The 15,717-nt window shown below is 64.7% G+C and carries 19 protein-coding genes and 1 pseudogene; 17 read left to right on the top strand and 3 right to left on the bottom strand.

Annotated features, from left to right (window positions below):
* The first annotated feature begins 49 nt into the window (after positions 1-49).
* The 7 genes from DGA31_RS15730 (at position 50) to DGA31_RS15700 (ending at position 5,623) form a co-directional block, all read left to right on the top strand.
* Positions 50-1,216, top strand: a complete 1,167-nt coding sequence (locus DGA31_RS15730) for a protein-glutamate methylesterase/protein-glutamine glutaminase (RefSeq protein ID WP_109513174.1) — start codon at positions 50-52, stop codon at positions 1,214-1,216.
* The gene (locus DGA31_RS15725) at positions 1,216-1,956 is read left to right on the top strand and encodes a flagellar motor protein (RefSeq protein ID WP_056838751.1); all 741 of its coding nucleotides are present in this window, start codon (positions 1,216-1,218) and stop codon (positions 1,954-1,956) included. Before DGA31_RS15730 ends, DGA31_RS15725 begins: the two co-directional genes overlap by 1 nt.
* 5 nt (positions 1,957-1,961) lie before the next feature.
* Positions 1,962-2,849: a flagellar motor protein MotD gene (motD, locus tag DGA31_RS15720; protein ID WP_109513173.1), complete on the top strand. Its 888-nt coding sequence runs from the start codon at positions 1,962-1,964 to the stop codon at positions 2,847-2,849.
* Positions 2,850-2,893: 44 nt separating this feature from the next.
* Complete coding sequence (locus DGA31_RS15715) at positions 2,894-3,682, top strand: ParA family protein (RefSeq protein ID WP_056838756.1); 789 nt, start codon at positions 2,894-2,896, stop codon at positions 3,680-3,682.
* Positions 3,683-3,784: 102 nt separating this feature from the next.
* Positions 3,785-4,681, top strand: coding sequence for a CheW domain-containing protein (locus DGA31_RS15710; RefSeq protein ID WP_109513172.1), 897 nt, complete (start codon positions 3,785-3,787; stop codon positions 4,679-4,681).
* Positions 4,682-4,738: 57 nt separating this feature from the next.
* Positions 4,739-5,218: a chemotaxis protein CheW gene (locus tag DGA31_RS15705; RefSeq protein ID WP_056838760.1), complete on the top strand. Its 480-nt coding sequence runs from the start codon at positions 4,739-4,741 to the stop codon at positions 5,216-5,218.
* 3 nt (positions 5,219-5,221) lie between these two features.
* Positions 5,222-5,623, top strand: coding sequence for a DUF2802 domain-containing protein (locus DGA31_RS15700; RefSeq protein WP_056838762.1), 402 nt, complete (start codon positions 5,222-5,224; stop codon positions 5,621-5,623).
* Between the two features lie 161 nt (positions 5,624-5,784).
* Here DGA31_RS15700 and DGA31_RS15695 read toward each other — a convergent pair.
* The 3 genes and pseudogenes from DGA31_RS15695 to fliK form a co-directional block, all read right to left on the bottom strand.
* Positions 5,785-5,946: pseudogene (locus DGA31_RS15695) on the bottom strand (EscU/YscU/HrcU family type III secretion system export apparatus switch protein); the annotation flags it as partial.
* 164 nt (positions 5,947-6,110) lie between these two features.
* The gene (locus DGA31_RS15690) at positions 6,111-6,431 is read right to left on the bottom strand and encodes an EscU/YscU/HrcU family type III secretion system export apparatus switch protein (RefSeq protein WP_056838764.1); all 321 of its coding nucleotides are present in this window, start codon (positions 6,429-6,431) and stop codon (positions 6,111-6,113) included.
* Positions 6,431-8,068 carry a flagellar hook-length control protein FliK gene (gene fliK / locus DGA31_RS15685; RefSeq protein ID WP_109513171.1) on the bottom strand — a complete coding sequence of 546 codons (1,638 nt, stop codon included), beginning with the start codon at positions 8,066-8,068 and terminating at the stop codon, positions 6,431-6,433. Before fliK ends, DGA31_RS15690 begins: the two co-directional genes overlap by 1 nt.
* 192 nt (positions 8,069-8,260) lie before the next feature.
* Here fliK and ccmA point away from each other — a divergent pair, with 192 nt between their 5' ends.
* From ccmA to DGA31_RS15635, 10 genes are all read left to right on the top strand, one after another.
* Positions 8,261-8,893 carry a cytochrome c biogenesis heme-transporting ATPase CcmA gene (ccmA, locus tag DGA31_RS15680; protein ID WP_109513199.1) on the top strand — a complete coding sequence of 211 codons (633 nt, stop codon included), beginning with the start codon at positions 8,261-8,263 and terminating at the stop codon, positions 8,891-8,893.
* Complete coding sequence (ccmB, locus tag DGA31_RS15675; RefSeq protein WP_056838768.1) at positions 8,890-9,561, top strand: heme exporter protein CcmB; 672 nt, start codon at positions 8,890-8,892, stop codon at positions 9,559-9,561. Before ccmA ends, ccmB begins: the two co-directional genes overlap by 4 nt.
* 68 nt (positions 9,562-9,629) lie before the next feature.
* On the top strand, positions 9,630-10,418 hold the full coding sequence (locus DGA31_RS15670; protein ID WP_056838770.1) for a heme ABC transporter permease: 789 nt from the start codon (positions 9,630-9,632) through the stop codon (positions 10,416-10,418).
* Entirely contained in the window at positions 10,415-10,591 is a 177-nt protein-coding gene (ccmD, locus tag DGA31_RS15665) for a heme exporter protein CcmD (RefSeq protein WP_109513170.1), read from the top strand. The genes DGA31_RS15670 and ccmD overlap by 4 nt, the downstream gene beginning before the upstream one ends.
* Positions 10,588-11,061, top strand: coding sequence for a cytochrome c maturation protein CcmE (gene ccmE / locus DGA31_RS15660; RefSeq protein ID WP_056838774.1), 474 nt, complete (start codon positions 10,588-10,590; stop codon positions 11,059-11,061). The genes ccmD and ccmE overlap by 4 nt, the downstream gene beginning before the upstream one ends.
* 3 nt (positions 11,062-11,064) lie before the next feature.
* Positions 11,065-13,038: a heme lyase CcmF/NrfE family subunit gene (locus DGA31_RS15655; RefSeq protein ID WP_109513169.1), complete on the top strand. Its 1,974-nt coding sequence runs from the start codon at positions 11,065-11,067 to the stop codon at positions 13,036-13,038.
* Complete coding sequence (locus DGA31_RS15650) at positions 13,035-13,571, top strand: DsbE family thiol:disulfide interchange protein (RefSeq protein WP_109513168.1); 537 nt, start codon at positions 13,035-13,037, stop codon at positions 13,569-13,571. Before DGA31_RS15655 ends, DGA31_RS15650 begins: the two co-directional genes overlap by 4 nt.
* On the top strand, positions 13,568-14,038 hold the full coding sequence (locus DGA31_RS15645) for a cytochrome c-type biogenesis protein (RefSeq protein ID WP_056838781.1): 471 nt from the start codon (positions 13,568-13,570) through the stop codon (positions 14,036-14,038). The genes DGA31_RS15650 and DGA31_RS15645 overlap by 4 nt, the downstream gene beginning before the upstream one ends.
* On the top strand, positions 14,035-15,228 hold the full coding sequence (gene ccmI, locus DGA31_RS15640) for a c-type cytochrome biogenesis protein CcmI (protein ID WP_109513167.1): 1,194 nt from the start codon (positions 14,035-14,037) through the stop codon (positions 15,226-15,228). The genes DGA31_RS15645 and ccmI overlap by 4 nt, the downstream gene beginning before the upstream one ends.
* A gap of 9 nt (positions 15,229-15,237) precedes the next feature.
* Positions 15,238-15,657, top strand: coding sequence for a hypothetical protein (locus tag DGA31_RS15635; RefSeq protein WP_109513166.1), 420 nt, complete (start codon positions 15,238-15,240; stop codon positions 15,655-15,657).
* The last annotated feature ends 60 nt before the right edge of the window (positions 15,658-15,717 follow it).

Raw genomic sequence — 15,717 nt, 5'->3', positions numbered from 1 at the left:
TCTGGTGCCGGGGCCGCTCAGGCGGCCCCGGGCGCCTATTGGAGTGTTTATGGCAGTCAAGGTCCTGGTGGTGGATGATTCCGGTTTTTTCCGCCGCCGAGTTACGGAAATCCTGTCTTCGGACCCACTCATCGAGGTGGTCGGTACTGCCACCAACGGCAAGGAGGCCATCGAGCAGGCCCTGGCGCTCAAACCCGATGTGATCACGATGGACTACGAAATGCCGATGATGGATGGCATTACGTCGGTGCGTCACATCATGCAACGCATTCCCACCCCGGTATTGATGTTCTCCTCACTGACCCATGAGGGCGCGCGGGTCACCCTCGACGCCCTGGACGCCGGTGCGGTCGACTTCCTGCCGAAGAATTTCGAAGACATCTCGCGCAACCCCGACAAGGTTCGGCAGTTGCTGTGCGAGAAGATCAACACCATTGCCCGCAGCAATCGTCGTTTCGGCGGCTACAGCGCTCCGGCTCCGGCTGCCCCTGCTGCGGCCAGCACGCCGGCATTCGAAGCGCCGCGCCGATCGTTGCCTACACCGCCGCCGGCTCCGGCCGCCACACGGGCGCTGCCGACACGCACCCCTGTATCGGCAGCGCCTGCGGCTGCCCATCATGCCCCGGTGCATCATTCGCCCGCGCCAAGGCGCAAGTCCTACAAGCTGGTGGCCATCGGCACCTCGACCGGAGGGCCGGTGGCGCTGCAGCGCGTGCTGACCCAACTGCCCGCCAACTTTCCGGCGCCTATCGTGCTGATCCAGCACATGCCGGCGGCCTTCACCAAGGCCTTCGCCGAACGCCTCGACAAACTGTGCAAGATCAGTGTCAAGGAAGCCGAGGATGGCGATGTACTGCGTCCGGGCCTGGCATTGTTGGCGCCGGGTGGCAAGCAGATGATGGTCGACGGCCGTGGCACGGTTAAAATCCTGCCCGGTGACGAACGCCTCAACTACAAGCCCTGCGTCGACATCACCTTTGGTTCGGCCGCCAAGACCTACGGCGACAAAGTGCTGGCGGTGGTGCTTACCGGCATGGGTGCTGACGGCCGTGAAGGGGCGCGCATGCTCAAGCAGAGCGGCAGCAATGTCTGGGCCCAGGATGAAGCCAGTTGCGTGATCTATGGCATGCCGATGGCCATCGTCAAGGCCGACCTGGCCGATGCGGTCTACAGCCTCGATGATATCGGCCGGCACCTGGTCGAGGCTTGCCTGTAATGGATGTTCTGAGCCTTATCGGTCTGATCCTGGCCTTCATCGCGATCATCGGCGGCAACTTTCTCGAAGGTGGTCATGCCGGTGCCTTGCTCAATGGCCCGGCGGCGCTGATCGTACTGGGTGGCACGCTGGCCGCCTCGCTGATCCAGTCGCCCATGAGTGCCTTCAAGCGCAGCATGCAGATCTTTCCCTGGATCCTGTTTCCACCACGCTTCGACTTGTCCGGCGGCATCGACCGGATCATCAGCTGGAGCCTGACCGCGCGCAAGGAAGGCCTGCTGGGCCTGGAGTCGATTGCCGACACCGAGCCGGACCCGTATGCCCGCAAGGGCCTGCAACTGCTGGTCGACGGCGCCGAGCCGGAAACCATCCGCAGCATCCTGGAGGTGGACTTCATCACCCAGGAAACCCGCGATATCCAGGCGGCCAAGGTCTTTGAAGGCATGGGCGGCTATGCCCCGACCATCGGTATCATCGGTGCGGTCATGGGCCTGATCCACGTCATGGGCAACCTGGCCGACCCCAGCCAGTTGGGCAGCGGTATTGCCGTGGCCTTCGTGGCCACCATCTATGGCGTGGCCAGTGCCAACCTGTTCCTGCTGCCGGTGGCCAACAAGCTCAAGGCCATCGCCCTGCGTCAATCGCGCTACCGGGAAATGCTTCTGGAAGGGCTGCTGTCGATTGCCGAAGGCGAGAACCCGCGCTCCATCGAACTCAAGCTGCAAGGCTTCATGGAGTAGCCGTCATGGCCCGTCGTCGTCCTCGTGAAGAACACGAAAACCATGAGCGCTGGCTGGTGTCCTACGCCGACTTCATCACGCTGTTGTTCGCCTTTTTCGTGGTGATGTACTCGATTTCGTCGCTCAACGAGGGCAAGTACAAGATCCTGTCGCAGGCGCTGGTCGGGGTCTTCAACGATGCCGAACGCACGATGCAACCGATTCCGATCGGCGAGCAGCGGCCGCAGACCGTCAAGCCGGCCGAGCCCTTGATCAAGGACAGCGAGGAAACCGATGCCGGGATTGGCAAAAACAGCATTGACCCGCTGCAAACCATTGCCGATGAAGTGCGTGCAGGCTTTGGTGACCTGATCAAGTCCGACCAGATGACCGTGCGCGGCAACGAGCTGTGGATCGAGATCGAACTCAACTCCAGCCTGTTGTTCGGCAGCGGCGACGCCATGCCCAGCAATCGGGCCTTCGGCATCATCGAAAGGGTCGCGACCATCGTCAAACGCTTCGACAACCCGATCCATGTCGAAGGCTTCACCGACGATCAGCCCATCAATACCGCACAGTTCCCGACCAACTGGGAATTGTCTTCGTCACGGGCGTCAAGCATCGTGCGCCTGTTGGCCATGTACGGCGTCAGTCCGGCGCGCATGGCCTCGGTCGGCTATGCCGAGTTCCAGCCGGTGGCGGCCAATTCGACCGCTCAGGGCCGTGCCGAAAACCGCCGTGTGGTTCTGGTCATTTCGCGTAATCTGGATGTACGTCGCAGCCTGACCAGCAGTGGCTCGGCCAATGCCCAGCCGGATGCGGCCTTGCGCCGTGCTGGCACACAAACTGCACCGGCACCGGCAAGACCGCCGTCAGGCAACAATGCTGTCAATTCTCCGTCACCTGTTCGCTAGCCGAAACCCGGTATGGAAGTTGCCGTGCGCAAGGAATACACCGAATGAGAGTCTGGGCAGTCGCCAATCAGAAAGGTGGGGTCGGCAAGACCACCACGACCATTGCCCTGGCCGGGTTGCTGGCCGATTCGGGCAAGCGCGTGGTCGTGGTCGATCTTGACCCGCATGGCTCGATGACCAGTTATTTCGGGCACAACCCCGACGAACTGGAGCACAGCGCGTTCGACTTGTTCCAGCACAAGGGCGTCGTACCGCAGGACTTGCCAGGCCAGTTGCTGCTGCCCACCAGTGACAAGCGGATGTTTCTCATGCCGTCGAGCACGGCGCTGGCCACCCTGGAGCGTCAGTCGCCGGGGCAGAACGGCCTGGGCCTGGTGGTCGCGAAAAGCCTGGCCCAGCTGTGGCAGGATTTTGACTATGCGCTGATCGACAGCCCGCCCTTGTTGGGGGTGCTGATGGTCAATGCCCTGGCGGCGAGCCAGCAACTGGTGATTCCGGTGCAGACCGAGTTTCTGGCAGTCAAGGGGCTGGAACGCATGGTCAATACTCTGGCGATGATCAATCGCTCGCGCAAGACACCCTTGCCTTACACCATTGTCCCGACCCTGTTCGACCGTCGTACACAGGCCTCGATGGGCACCTTGAAGCTGCTGCGCGATTCGTTTCCCGAACATGTCTGGAAAGCCTACGTGCCGGTCGACACGCGCCTGCGCGATGCCAGCCGGGCAGGCATCACGCCTTCCCAGAACGACAGCAAGAGCCGGGGGGTGCTGGCGTACCGGGCGCTGCTCAAACACCTGCTCGCCGAGCAACTGACGACGCAGGTGGCCTGACGTGAGCCGCAACCGTTTGTGGGCCTTGCGCTCAAGTTCGCTGTGCTTGCAGCCGATACTCCGGACAAGCCCCCTTGGCACTTTTTTCCGTTGGGCACTGACATGATCCGCCCCGTAGATGTTGCAACCCGGCCCCAACTGGCGCTGCAGTCGTACCTTGATGCCTTGCTCCAGGACGCCACCGAAGAGGCGCCGCTGGTGCTTGAGCCTGCCAGCTCCCTGGACGAGTTCCAGGCGGCGGTGCTCGAAGAGCAGGCCCGTGATGCGCAGGTGCCAGCGCGCAAGCCGCTGGCCCTGGCGGTCGCCGCTCCGGCCGCGGTGGCGCAGCCGGTGGCCGTGGCCGCTCCTGTGCAGGTGGCCGTCGAAGTCCCGGTGGTGCCGGTTGACATCGTGCCCGTGGCCGTACCGGTCACAGCCCCTGTGGCGGTGCCTGCCGTGGCCGAGCCGGTGCAGACGCTGGTCGAGCCGGTGGCTGAACTGAACAAACCGCTGGGCCTGATCGTGCCGCCGCCCCCGGCCGGCAGCCAGCGTCCGGAATGGGCTGCCGAGCCCTTCGAATGCCTGCTGTTCGACGTAGCCGGCCTGACCCTGGCGGTGCCGCTGGTGTGCCTGGGCGCCATCTATCCGCTGGATGGCCAGGAGCTGACGCCTCTGTTCGGCCAGCCTGACTGGTTCCTGGGCATCCTGCCGTGCCAGGCGGGTAACCTCAAGGTGCTCGACACGGCGCGCTGGATCATGCCCGAGCGTTACCGCGAGGATTTCCGCCAGGGACTGCAATACGTGATTTCGGTCCAGGGCTATGAGTGGGGACTGGCGGTCCATCAGGTCAGCCGTTCATTGCGCCTGGACCCCAACGAGATCAAATGGCGCGCCCAGCGCGGTCACAGGCCCTGGCTGGCCGGAACGGTGATCGAGCACATGTGTGCGCTGGTGGACGTGGCCGAACTGGCCGAGCTGATTGCCAGTGGCGCGGTCAAGCGCCTGGACAAGAAACGATAAATCATCGGACGGCGCACCGTGCGCCGCCTGCACAGCACACACCTGAGGGGTTGAAGCATGAACAAGTCGTCTGCACAGGGTTCCGAAGATCCTATCCTGCAGTGGGTTACCTTCCGTCTGGACAACGAGTCATACGGCATCAACGTGATGCAGGTCCAGGAAGTGCTGCGTTACACCGAAATCGCTCCCGTGCCGGGCGCGCCAAGCTACGTGCTGGGGATCATCAACCTGCGCGGCAACGTGGTCACCGTGATCGACACCCGCCAGCGCTTCGGCCTGCCGCCGGTCGAAGTCAGTGACAACACCCGTATCGTGATCATCGAGGCCGACAAGCAAGTGGTCGGTATCCTGGTCGACAGCGTGGCCGAAGTGGTCTACCTGCGCCAGTCCGAAGTCGAAACCGCGCCGAACGTGGGCAACGACGAATCGGCCAAGTTCATCCAGGGCGTGTGCAACAAGAACGGCGAACTGCTCATCCTGGTCGAGCTGGACAAGATGATGACTGAAGAAGAGTGGTCCGAACTGGAGAACATCTGACCAATGCTTGAGGCCGCCGTCATTGTTCTGGGCATTCTCTGGGTCTTTACCCTGTTGATGCTCGTGAGCCACATCAAGCGTCAGCGCCGCCTGGATGCCGAACGCGACAAGGTCAGCAGCGCGCGCGAACAGCGCATGCGCGATCTGGCCCGGCGCGTCGACAATTTCCAGAGCGGGACCATTCGCATGGGCGAAGAGCTGCACGACCTGCGTGCGACCGTGGCCTTGTTGCCTGACAAAATCACGTCACTGGAACAGCGCGACCCCTCGACCCTGACCTTCGCCCAGGCTGCACGCCTGGTCGGCATGGGTGCCAGTGTCGAGGAACTGACCCAGTCCTGCGGCCTGACCCAGGCCGAGGCGCAACTGGTCAGCAAGCTGCACCGGCATAACAACAAGCTCTGACGCGCGTCCCAGTGTAGGAGCGCGCTTGCCCGCGACCGAGTGCGTAGCGCTCGCAAAAATGTGTGAAACGCTGAAATTTTACGACTGCTAACGCAGCCGGTCGCGGGCAAGCGCGCTCCTACCCGGTCCCCTGTTTGCTGCGCGACAGCGCATCCGCCTGTTCACTTCGGCGTGATGTCCTTCTCGATCGGCGGATCGTCCGGGCCCAGGCCCACCGGATACTTGCCCTTGAGGTGCCAGGCAAAGGCGATGATCTCGGCGATGCTCAGGTACAGCTCACGCGGGATGCTGTCGCCCAGCTCCAGGCGCGCCAACAACAAGCTGTAACGCGCGTCCCTGTGTAGGAGCGCGCTTGCCCGCGACCGAGTGCGTAGCGCTCGCAAAATCTGCGAAACGCCACAAATTTACGACTGCTGACGCAGCCGGTCGCGGGCAAGCGCGCTCCTACCGGGCCCCCTGTTTGCTGCGCGACAGCGCATCCGCCTGTTCACTTCGGCGTGATGTCCTTCTCGATCGGCGGATCGTCCGGGCCCAGGCCCACCGGATACTTGCCCTTGAGGTGCCAGGCAAAGGCGATGATCTCGGCGATGCTCAGGTACAGCTCACGCGGGATGCTGTCGCCCAGTTCCAGGCGCGCCAGCAGGCTGACCAGTTCGGCATTCTCGTAGATCGGCACGTCGTGTTCACGGGCGATGGCGAGGATTTCCTCGGCCAGTCGGTCGTCGCCCTTGGCACTCAGGGTCGGCGCCTGTTGGCCATCGTAGGTCAGCGCGATGGCCTGGCGGGGGGCGGCAAGGTCTTGGTTCATCAGGCGTTCTCGTCGATCCAGCGTTGTTCGAGGGAGGTGCGCGCACCTTGTGGGGCGCTGCCGTGGCTGCAGGCCAGTTCGCCGACGCTCAGCCCACAGGCCACCAGGCGTTCGCGCAGGTGTCCCAGCTCGCGCTCGATCATCCCGGCACTGGACTCACGTTCCGCCCACAGCTGGCTGGACAGCGTGCCGCGCACCAGTCGTGCATGCACCTGCAACGGGCCCAGCGGCTCCAGGTCGAACGCCAGATCGATGCGCCACAACTGTTCGCGTTGCGCCTCCTTGTCCTCGTTTTTCTGTCCACCCGGGCCTTCGTCCGGTGGCGATTCCTCGCGCTGCACCTTGACCTGCAGCGGCACGATGTCATGGGCATTGCGGGTCGGCACTTCCAGTTGCCAACTGGTCAGTTGTGTACCGTCGGGTAACTGGCGGGTCTGTTCCAGTGCGCCGAGTTGATGGCTTTGCAGGCGCGATACGGCGGCGGCGGCCAGCTTGAGCAGCATCTCCAGATCATCCTTCTCGCCACTGGCGACCTGGCGCGAGGGCAGGGGGAAACTGTCCGGTACATTGCGCGCCGCCACCAGCCCCAATGTGCCCAGAGCATTGCGGATGGCGTTGGGCATCACCCGCGCCAGGGTGTTGGACGCGGCAGTTGCGCCGTACGAAGTGTTGGCCGGCAGGCCCGGCAGGATCTGGGCGATCAGACGCATCAGGTTGGCTTTGAGGTCCGGCGTCTGTTGCAGGTTCTGCCCGGCCAGCAGGCGCGCCTCCATGAACAGACCGCTGGCATTGAACGCCTGGGCCAGGCCGCGCGCCGTGCCCAGTTGCTGGAAGTCGGGCAGGTCGGCCAGCAACTGCTGGATGCTGGCTTGCAGCGCCGGGGTGCTGGCGGTCGAGGTGGCCGGCAGGTTCTGCAAGGCGTTGAGCAGGGTGTCCAGCGAGCCCTGGCGGCTTTGCTGCACGCCCAGTTGCTGGGCCACGGCCAACTGGTCGAGCCGCCCGGGCAAGGGCACGAAGCTCAATGACTGATTGTCCTGCACCCGGGCGCTGAGCAGGCTGCCGATGGTCAGGGCCTGGGCGCTTTGCACGCTGATGGTGGTGCCGGCCAGCGGGCCGTTAAGCAACAGCACCAGCGAACGATAAGCCGTTGGCGTGCTGCCTGCATTATTTGCATGGCCGCCTGGCGACGGCGTGCCGGTGCGCCCGATGTCGTCCATGGCCTGGCTGAGCGCCTGGCTGGTCATGACCTTGCCCTGCAACAAGGTGCCAGGCGGCGCCTGGCGGGGATCGAGTTCAGTGGTCACGTTATTCAGCGCGGCACTGACCTGCTGTAACGGCATCAGCAACTGGCCGGGGGCGGCCTGGATCACCTGGAACAGCGTACCGGGTGTCAACGGCACACGGCTGTTGACCGCGACGCTGGTCTGGGTGCCGTTGGCCAGGTTCAGGCGCAACAGCATCTGAAAATTCGGGGCAACCTGCTTGAGGCTGATGACCTGGGCCTCAGCGGTTTCACCGTCGCCCAGCACGTTGGCGGCGGCATTGAACAGGGTCATGACCTGGCCGGGTGCGGCATTGCCGCGCAATTGCGCCAGAGCGGCATTGGCCGGCGGAACCTGGGAAATATCACCTGTCATTGAGCTGCAACCAATTGAATTAGACCTCTTGGGAGCAGGGCGCCCATGTATAATGCCGGCCCTTTTTGCCGGATTAGCAATCAAGTTGCATCAATGTAACGGCCGTTTCAAGGCTGACTTGAACGCCCATTTTTTCCTCTCGGAGGCAGGCTTGCCGATCCCCTTATGGCCACGCGGCAGTGGCTTTGCGCCATGACCCCGACCTTGCAGGCCTGCGACCTTGGTTGCGAGCGTGACGCGCGGTTGTTGTTCGAGCACCTGGAGCTGCAACTGAAGGCCGGCGACCTGTTGCAGGTCGCCGGCCCCAATGGCAGTGGCAAGACCAGCCTGTTGCGCCTGCTCTGTGGCCTGATGCCGCCCGCTGAAGGCGAAGTGCGCCTCAATGGCCAGCCGCTGGCCGGTCAGCGGGCACACCTGGCCCGGCACCTGCTGTGGATTGGCCATGCCGCCGGCATCAAGGACGTGCTCACCCCGCTGGAAAACCTTGCCTGGCTGTGCGCCCTGAACCAGCGTGCCGACCGCGCCGCAGTGTGGCAGGCACTGGAGCAGGTCGGCCTGCAAGGGTTCGAGGATGTGCCGTGCCACACCCTGTCGGCCGGCCAGCAGCGCCGTGTGGCCCTGGCGCGCCTGTACCTGCCGGCGCCGCCCATCTGGATTCTTGACGAACCGTTCACCGCCCTTGATACCCAGGGCGTGGCACAGCTTGAGGCGCGCCTGGCCCGGCACTGTGAGCAGGGCGGGCTGGTGGTGCTGACCACTCATCACCCACTGACCTGCCGGCCTGCCGGTTATCGCCTGCTTGAACTGGGGCAGGTGCGACCATGAGCCCGGTGTTTATCCTGTTATTGATGCGCGAAATGCGCCTGTTGGCGCGCCGTCCGGCGGAGTTGCTCAACCCGCTGGTGTTTTTCGCTATCGTGATTGCGTTGTTTCCCCTGGCCGTCGGACCCGAGGCACAGTTGCTGCAAACCCTGGCGCCGGGGCTGGTCTGGGTCGCGGCGTTACTGGCGGTGCTGCTGTCGCTGGATGGACTGTTTCGCAGTGACTTCGAAGACGGCTCGCTGGAGCAGTGGGTCCTTTCGCCGCACCCGCTGGCGCTTCTGGTTCTGGCCAAGGTGCTGGCACACTGGTTGTTCTCGGGCCTGGCGCTGGTGCTGCTGGCACCCTTGCTGGCCCTGATGCTGGGCCTGCCCGGCGCGTGCCTGCCGGTCTTGATGCTGTCGCTGTTGCTGGGCACCCCGACGTTGAGCCTGTTGGGTGCCGTGGGGGCTGCGTTGACCGTCGGCCTCAAGCGTGGCGGCCTGCTGCTGGCATTGCTGATCCTGCCGCTGTACATCCCGGTGCTGATCCTGGGCAGCGGCGCGCTGCAGGCCGCCTTGCAAGGCTTGCCGGCCACCGGCTACCTGTTGTGGCTGGGCAGCCTGGCCGCCCTGGCCCTGACGCTGACGCCGCTGGCGATTGCCCAGGGACTGAAAATCAGCGTGGCTGAATAATCGAGGTACTGGGGCCGTTGTGCGACGGCCACCAGTCGACACCCGCCTACCGTGATAAAGGCAGTTTGATGAAAAGCAACTTCAGTTGGGCCTGGTTTCACCGCCTGGGCTCACCGAAAACCTTCTACGACCTCAGTGGCCGCTGGCTGCCGTGGCTGGCGGCGCTGGCCGTGCTGTTGCTGGGCATCGGCGTGGTCTGGGGCCTGGCCTTTGCGCCGCCCGATTACCAGCAGGGCAACAGCTTTCGGATCATCTATATCCATGTGCCCAGCGCGATACTGGCGCAGTCCTGCTACGTGATGCTGGCCGTGTGCGGCGTGGTCGGGCTGGTGTGGCGCATGAAGCTGGCCGATGTGGCCTTGCAGTGCGCGGCGCCGATCGGGGCCTGGATGACCGCGCTGGCGCTGCTGACCGGCGCCATCTGGGGCAAGCCGACCTGGGGCGCCTGGTGGGTCTGGGATGCGCGGCTGACCTCGATGCTGATCCTGCTGTTTCTGTACCTGGGGCTGATCGCGCTGGGCAATGCCATCAGCAACCGTGACAGCGCCGCCAAGGCCTGCGCGGTGCTGGCGATTGTCGGGGTGGTGAACATCCCGATCATCAAGTATTCGGTCGAGTGGTGGAACACCTTGCACCAGGGTGCGACCTTCAGCCTTACCGAAAAACCGGCGATGCCGGCCGAAATGTGGCTGCCGCTGCTGTTCACCACCCTGGGCTTCTATGCCTTTTTTGCCACCGTGCTGTTACTGCGCATGCGCCTGGCCGTGCTCAAGCGCGAGGCCCGCAGTCGCTGGGTGCAGGACGAGGTGCGCAAAGCCCTCGGCCTGCCCGCTGCCGCAACGGAGCACCTGTCATGAGTTTTGCATCCTGGAGTGATTTTCTGGCCATGGGCCGCCACGGGCTGTTCGTCTGGTCGGCCTATGGTCTGTTTGCCGCCGTGCTGGCCATCAATGTGATCCTGCCATTGCTGGCGCGACGCCGTTACCTGCAGGAACAGGCGCGTCGTGTGCGTCGGGAGTCGCGATCGTGAATCCACAGCGCAAGAAGCGCCTGCTACTGATCCTCGCGCTGGTCGTCGGGATCGGTGCAGCCACAGGCCTGGCCATGACTGCCTTGCAGGAAAACATCAACCTGTTCTACACCCCGACCCAGATTGCCAGCGGCGAAGCGCCGCAGGGCACACGCATCCGCGCCGGCGGCATGGTCCAGCAGGGCTCGTTGCAACGCTCGGGCGACTCGCTGGCGGTGCAATTTGTGGTCACCGATTTCAACCGCTCGGTGACCATCCGCTACCACGGCATCCTGCCCGACCTGTTTCGCGAAGGGCAGGGCATCGTCGCGCTGGGCCGGCTCAATGCCGACGGCGTGGTCGAGGCCGATGAAGTACTGGCCAAGCATGACGAGAAGTACATGCCGCCGGAGGTCACCAAGGCGCTCAAGGACAGCGGCCGCTTGCCGGCGGCGCCGGTGCCGTCACTGCCACCCGTCAAACAGGGCTGACCGATGATTCCCGAACTCGGCCATCTGGCCATGATCCTGGCGCTGTGTTTTGCCCTGGTGCAGGCCAGCCTGCCGTTGATCGGCGCCTGGCGCAACGATGCCTTGTGGATGAGCCTGGGCCGTCCGGCCGCCTGGGGGCAATTCGGCTTTTTGCTGTTTGCCTTCGGTTGCCTGACCCAGGCATTCATGAGCGACGATTTTTCCGTGGCCTATGTGGCGCACAACTCCAACAGCGCCTTGCCCTGGTATTACAAGTTCAGCGCGGTGTGGGGCGCCCATGAAGGCTCGCTGTTGCTGTGGAGCCTGATCCTGGGCGGCTGGACCTTTGCCGTGTCGGTGCTGTCGCGGCAGTTGCCGGCGGTGATGCTGGCGCGGGTGCTGGCGGTGATGGGCATGATCAGCGTGGGCTTTTTGTCGTTTTTGATCCTCACCTCCAATCCATTTACGCGCATCCTGCCGCAAATGCCCGCCAACGGCCGCGACTTGAACCCCTTGTTGCAGGACATCGGCCTGATCGTGCATCCGCCGATGCTGTACATGGGCTATGTCGGCTTTTCAGTGGCCTTTGCCTTTGCCATCGCCGCCTTGCTTGGCGGTCGGCTGGACGCCGCCTGGGCCCGCTGGTCGCGGCCGTGGACCATCGTTGCCTGGGCCTTTCTCGGCGTGGGCATCACCCTGGGGTCCTGGTGGGCCTACTACGAACTGGGCTGGGGCGGCTGGTGGTTCTGGGACCCGGTAGAAAACGCCTCGTTCATGCCCTGGCTGGTGGGCACCGCCTTGATCCACTCGCTGGCGGTGACCGAAAAGCGCGGGGTGTTCAAGAGCTGGACCGTGCTGCTGGCCATCGCGGCGTTTTCCCTGAGCCTGCTGGGGACCTTTCTGGTGCGTTCCGGGGTGCTGACCTCGGTGCATGCCTTTGCCACCGATCCGGCGCGCGGGGTGTTCATTCTCGTATTCCTGCTGATCGTGGTCGGCGGCTCGCTGGCGCTGTTTGCCGTGCGCGCACCGGTGGTCAAGAGTCAGGTCGGCTTTGCCCTGTGGTCACGCGAGACCTTGCTGCTGGCCAATAACCTGCTGCTGGTGGTCGCCGCCTCGATGATTCTGCTCGGCACCCTGTACCCACTGGTGATCGACGCCCTGAGCGGGGCGAAGATGTCGGTCGGGCCGCCGTACTTCAATACCCTGTTCGTACCGCTGATGGCGCTGCTGATGGCGGTGCTCACGGTCGGCGTGCTGGTGCGCTGGAAAGACACGCCCGGCCGCTGGTTGCTGGGCATGCTCACTCCGGTGCTGATCGCCAGCATGGCGTTCGCGCTGGTGCTGGGCCTGGTGCTGGGCGAGGGCCAGTGGGCAGTGCTGGCCACCGTATTGCTGGCCGCCTGGGTGGTGTTCGGCGCGCTGCGCGATATTCACGACAAGACCCGCCACAAGGGCCTGCTCAAAGGACTGCGCAGCCTGACCCGCAGTTACTGGGGCATGCAGGTGGCGCATGCGGGGCTGGTGGTCTGCGCGCTGGGCGTGGTGTTGTCCAGCCAGCACAGCATTGAACGCGACCTGCGCCTGGCGCCGGGGCAGGCCACCGAGCTGGGCGGCTACCGCTTCGTGTTCGACGGCGCCGCGCATTTCGACGGGCCGAACTTCACGTCTGATCGCGGCACCGTGCGGGTGTTCGAGCATGAGCGCCTGGTCAGCGTGCTGCACCCGGAAAAGCGTCTGTACAGCGTGCAGCAGTCGATGATGACCGAGGCCGGCATCGATGCCGGTTTCACCCGCGACCTGTATGTGGCGCTGGGCGAGCCGCTGGACAACGGCGCCTGGGCGGTGCGTATCCATATCAAGCCGTTCGTGCGCTGGATCTGGTTCGGTGGCCTGTTGACCGGACTGGGTGGCGTGCTGGCGGCCGCCGATCGGCGCTATCGGGTCAAGGTCGGGCACAAGGTCCGTCAAGCCCTCACGCCTTCTGGAGCCCTGTCATGAAACGCTGGATCCTGCTGCTTCCGCTGGTGGTCTTTCTCGGCTTGAGTGCGCTGCTGTTTCGCGGTCTGTTTCTCGACCCGGCGGCGCTGCCCTCGGCGCTGATCGGCAAGCCGTTTCCCGAATTCAGCCTGCGCGAGGTGAATGGCGACAAGGTGCTGACCCGTCAAGACCTGCTCGGGCGCCCGGCGCTGGTCAATGTCTGGGCCACCTGGTGTGTGGCCTGCCGGGTCGAGCACCCGGTGCTCAATCGCCTGGCGCAGCAGGGCGTGGTGATCCACGGCATCAACTACAAGGACACCAACGCCGAGGCGCAGAAGTGGCTCAAGGACTTTCACAACCCGTATCAACTGAACCTGCGCGATGACGACGGCAGCCTGGGCCTGAACCTGGGCGTGTACGGGGCGCCGGAAACCTTCCTGATCGACGCCAAAGGCATCATTCGCCACAAGTTTGTCGGTGTCATCGACGATCAGGTCTGGCGCGAGCAACTGGCCGGCCGCTACCAGGCGCTGGTCGACGAGGCCCGCCCATGAAGCGCTGGATGATCGCTGCTGTGTTGAGCCTGGGGTTGAATGCCCAGGCCCACGCCGCCATCGAAGCCCACAGCTTTCGTGATGAGGCCGAGCGGGCCCGCTACGCCGAGCTGACCCGCGAACTGCGCTGCCCCAAGTGCCAGAATCAGGACATCGCCGACTCCAATGCGCCGATTGCCGCCGACTTGCGCAAGGAAATCTACCGCTTGCTGGAGGAGGGCCGCAGCAACCGGCAGATCGTCGACCATATGGTGGATCGTTATGGCGAGTTCGTGCGCTACAAGCCGGCACTGACCTCGCGCACCTGGCTCTTGTGGTTTGGCCCGGCCCTGCTGTTGCTGCTCGGCGCCGTGGTGATCGGCGTGACCGTGCGCCGCCGCCGGCAAGCATCCACCGGGGCGGTTGCGCACCTTTCCGACGAGGAGCGCCAGCGCCTCGCCCACCTTCTGGATAACACCCGTCAATGATCGATTTCTGGATGGCCGCCGGGCTGCTGTTGCTGGTGGCTGCAAGCCTGTTGCTGATCCCGGTGCTGCGCCGCCGGCCGCTGACCGCCGGGCAGGACCGCACGACGCTCAACGTCGCGCTGTATGAGGAGCGCCTGGCGCAATTGCAGGAGCAGCATCGCGCCGGTGTGCTCAGCGCCGGGCAACTGGACAGCGGCCAGGCCGAAGCCGCGCGTGAGCTGCTGGCCGATACCGATGGCGTCGCACCCGCCGCCGGGCATCGCGCCCTGGGCAGGGCGGTGCCGCTGCTGACGGTGGTGCTGGTGCCGGTGCTGGCGCTGGGTCTTTACCTGCATTACGGCGCCAGTGAGCGGGTCGCCCTGTCGCGTGAGTTCGCCCAGCCGCCCACGTCCCTGGCCGACATGACCCGGCGCCTGGAGCGTACTGTCGAGGCCCAGCCGGACTCGGCCGAAGGCTTTTACTTCCTGGGCCGCAGCTACATGGCCCAGCAGCGCCCGGCCGATGCTGCCCGGCAATTCGAGCGCGCCGCCGCCCTGGCCGGTCGTCAGCCCGAACTGCTGGGGCAGTGGGCCCAGGCGTTGTATTTTGCCGCCGACAAGACCTTCAGCCCTCAGGTCCAGGCCTTGACCGACGAGGCCCTCAAGGCCGACCCCAACGAGGTCACCAGCCTGGGCCTGCTGGGCATTGCGGCCTTTGAAGACAAGCGCTTCGGGCAGGCCGTCGAGTACTGGACACGTTTGCAAGCGTTGTTGCCGCCCCAAGACCCGTCCCGCGAGGCGCTGCAAGGCGGTATCGCGCGTGCCCAGGCCAGCCTGGCGCAGGGCGCAGCAGTGGCGCCGAATGCGAAGGCGGCGACACTCAAGGTGCGTGTGCAACTGGCTGCAGCCCTGCAGGACCAGGTGCAGCCGGGTGACAGCGTATTCATCTTTGCCCGTGCGGTGGACGGTCCGCCGGCACCGCTGGCGGTCAAGCGGGTGACGGTGGCGCAATTGCCGATCGAGGTCGAGCTGGGCGACAGTGATGCAATGATGCCGCAACTGAAACTGTCGAACTTTGCGCAAGTCCAACTGCTTGCACGCATCTCGCGGGCCGGGCAACCGACCCGTGGTGAGTGGGTGGGCAGCAGCCCGCCGCTGGAGCGCGCCCGTGCAGGCCAACAGACATTGACCATCGACCGTCCCGATCAGTAGGAATCCGCCATGCCCGCAATCACCTGGCACCTTGCCCGCACCGGCTTGCTGGCCGCCGCCATAGGCCTGAGTGCCTGTACCACGATGAAGCCGCCGCAATCACAAGGGCCGCGCAGTGGCGAACCGATCCAGAGCCTGCCGGGCTCCGGTACGCCGCGTTCGACGCCCAGCCCCGGACAACCGGTCAAGGCGCCCAAGGCCCCGGCCAAAACCTCGGCCAGCTTTGCGCCGCCGCCGGGGGTCAAGAGTCACTGGGACCAGCGCCTGGGGGTGTATGTACTGGATGGCAAGACCAATACGTTCTATCGCCAGCGCACTTATTACCAGTGGGACAGCGGCTGGAACTGGTCGACACAGCCTGACGGGCCGTGGCAGGCGACCGACAGCAGCGGCGTGCCGGCCGGGTTGGGGCGTGAGTTCGGGAACTGACCGGTAGGGTTTTTGGGTTGATTTTTTGGGGGGAGTGTCTGGGCTGGTGTGGTGTGTCTG

The sequence above is a fragment of the Pseudomonas ovata genome (assembly GCF_003131185.1).
Taxonomy (GTDB): Bacteria; Pseudomonadota; Gammaproteobacteria; order Pseudomonadales; family Pseudomonadaceae; genus Aquipseudomonas; species Aquipseudomonas ovata.
Note: the sequence above shows the minus strand (reverse complement) of the source record. Positions and strands in the feature narration are given on the sequence as shown.

Coding starts and splice junctions, on each gene's coding strand:
- DGA31_RS15730 (WP_109513174.1), top strand. CDS start 50: ATGGCAGTCAAGGTCCTGGTGGTGGATGATTCCGGTTTTTTCCGCCGC.
- DGA31_RS15725 (WP_056838751.1), top strand. CDS start 1,216: ATGGATGTTCTGAGCCTTATCGGTCTGATCCTGGCCTTCATCGCGATC.
- motD (WP_109513173.1), top strand. CDS start 1,962: ATGGCCCGTCGTCGTCCTCGTGAAGAACACGAAAACCATGAGCGCTGG.
- DGA31_RS15715 (WP_056838756.1), top strand. CDS start 2,894: ATGAGAGTCTGGGCAGTCGCCAATCAGAAAGGTGGGGTCGGCAAGACC.
- DGA31_RS15710 (WP_109513172.1), top strand. CDS start 3,785: ATGATCCGCCCCGTAGATGTTGCAACCCGGCCCCAACTGGCGCTGCAG.
- DGA31_RS15705 (WP_056838760.1), top strand. CDS start 4,739: ATGAACAAGTCGTCTGCACAGGGTTCCGAAGATCCTATCCTGCAGTGG.
- DGA31_RS15700 (WP_056838762.1), top strand. CDS start 5,222: ATGCTTGAGGCCGCCGTCATTGTTCTGGGCATTCTCTGGGTCTTTACC.
- DGA31_RS15690 (WP_056838764.1), bottom strand. CDS start 6,431: ATGAACCAAGACCTTGCCGCCCCCCGCCAGGCCATCGCGCTGACCTAC.
- fliK (WP_109513171.1), bottom strand. CDS start 8,068: ATGACAGGTGATATTTCCCAGGTTCCGCCGGCCAATGCCGCTCTGGCG.
- ccmA (WP_109513199.1), top strand. CDS start 8,261: ATGACCCCGACCTTGCAGGCCTGCGACCTTGGTTGCGAGCGTGACGCG.
- ccmB (WP_056838768.1), top strand. CDS start 8,890: ATGAGCCCGGTGTTTATCCTGTTATTGATGCGCGAAATGCGCCTGTTG.
- DGA31_RS15670 (WP_056838770.1), top strand. CDS start 9,630: ATGAAAAGCAACTTCAGTTGGGCCTGGTTTCACCGCCTGGGCTCACCG.
- ccmD (WP_109513170.1), top strand. CDS start 10,415: ATGAGTTTTGCATCCTGGAGTGATTTTCTGGCCATGGGCCGCCACGGG.
- DGA31_RS15655 (WP_109513169.1), top strand. CDS start 11,065: ATGATTCCCGAACTCGGCCATCTGGCCATGATCCTGGCGCTGTGTTTT.
- DGA31_RS15650 (WP_109513168.1), top strand. CDS start 13,035: ATGAAACGCTGGATCCTGCTGCTTCCGCTGGTGGTCTTTCTCGGCTTG.
- DGA31_RS15645 (WP_056838781.1), top strand. CDS start 13,568: ATGAAGCGCTGGATGATCGCTGCTGTGTTGAGCCTGGGGTTGAATGCC.
- ccmI (WP_109513167.1), top strand. CDS start 14,035: ATGATCGATTTCTGGATGGCCGCCGGGCTGCTGTTGCTGGTGGCTGCA.
- DGA31_RS15635 (WP_109513166.1), top strand. CDS start 15,238: ATGCCCGCAATCACCTGGCACCTTGCCCGCACCGGCTTGCTGGCCGCC.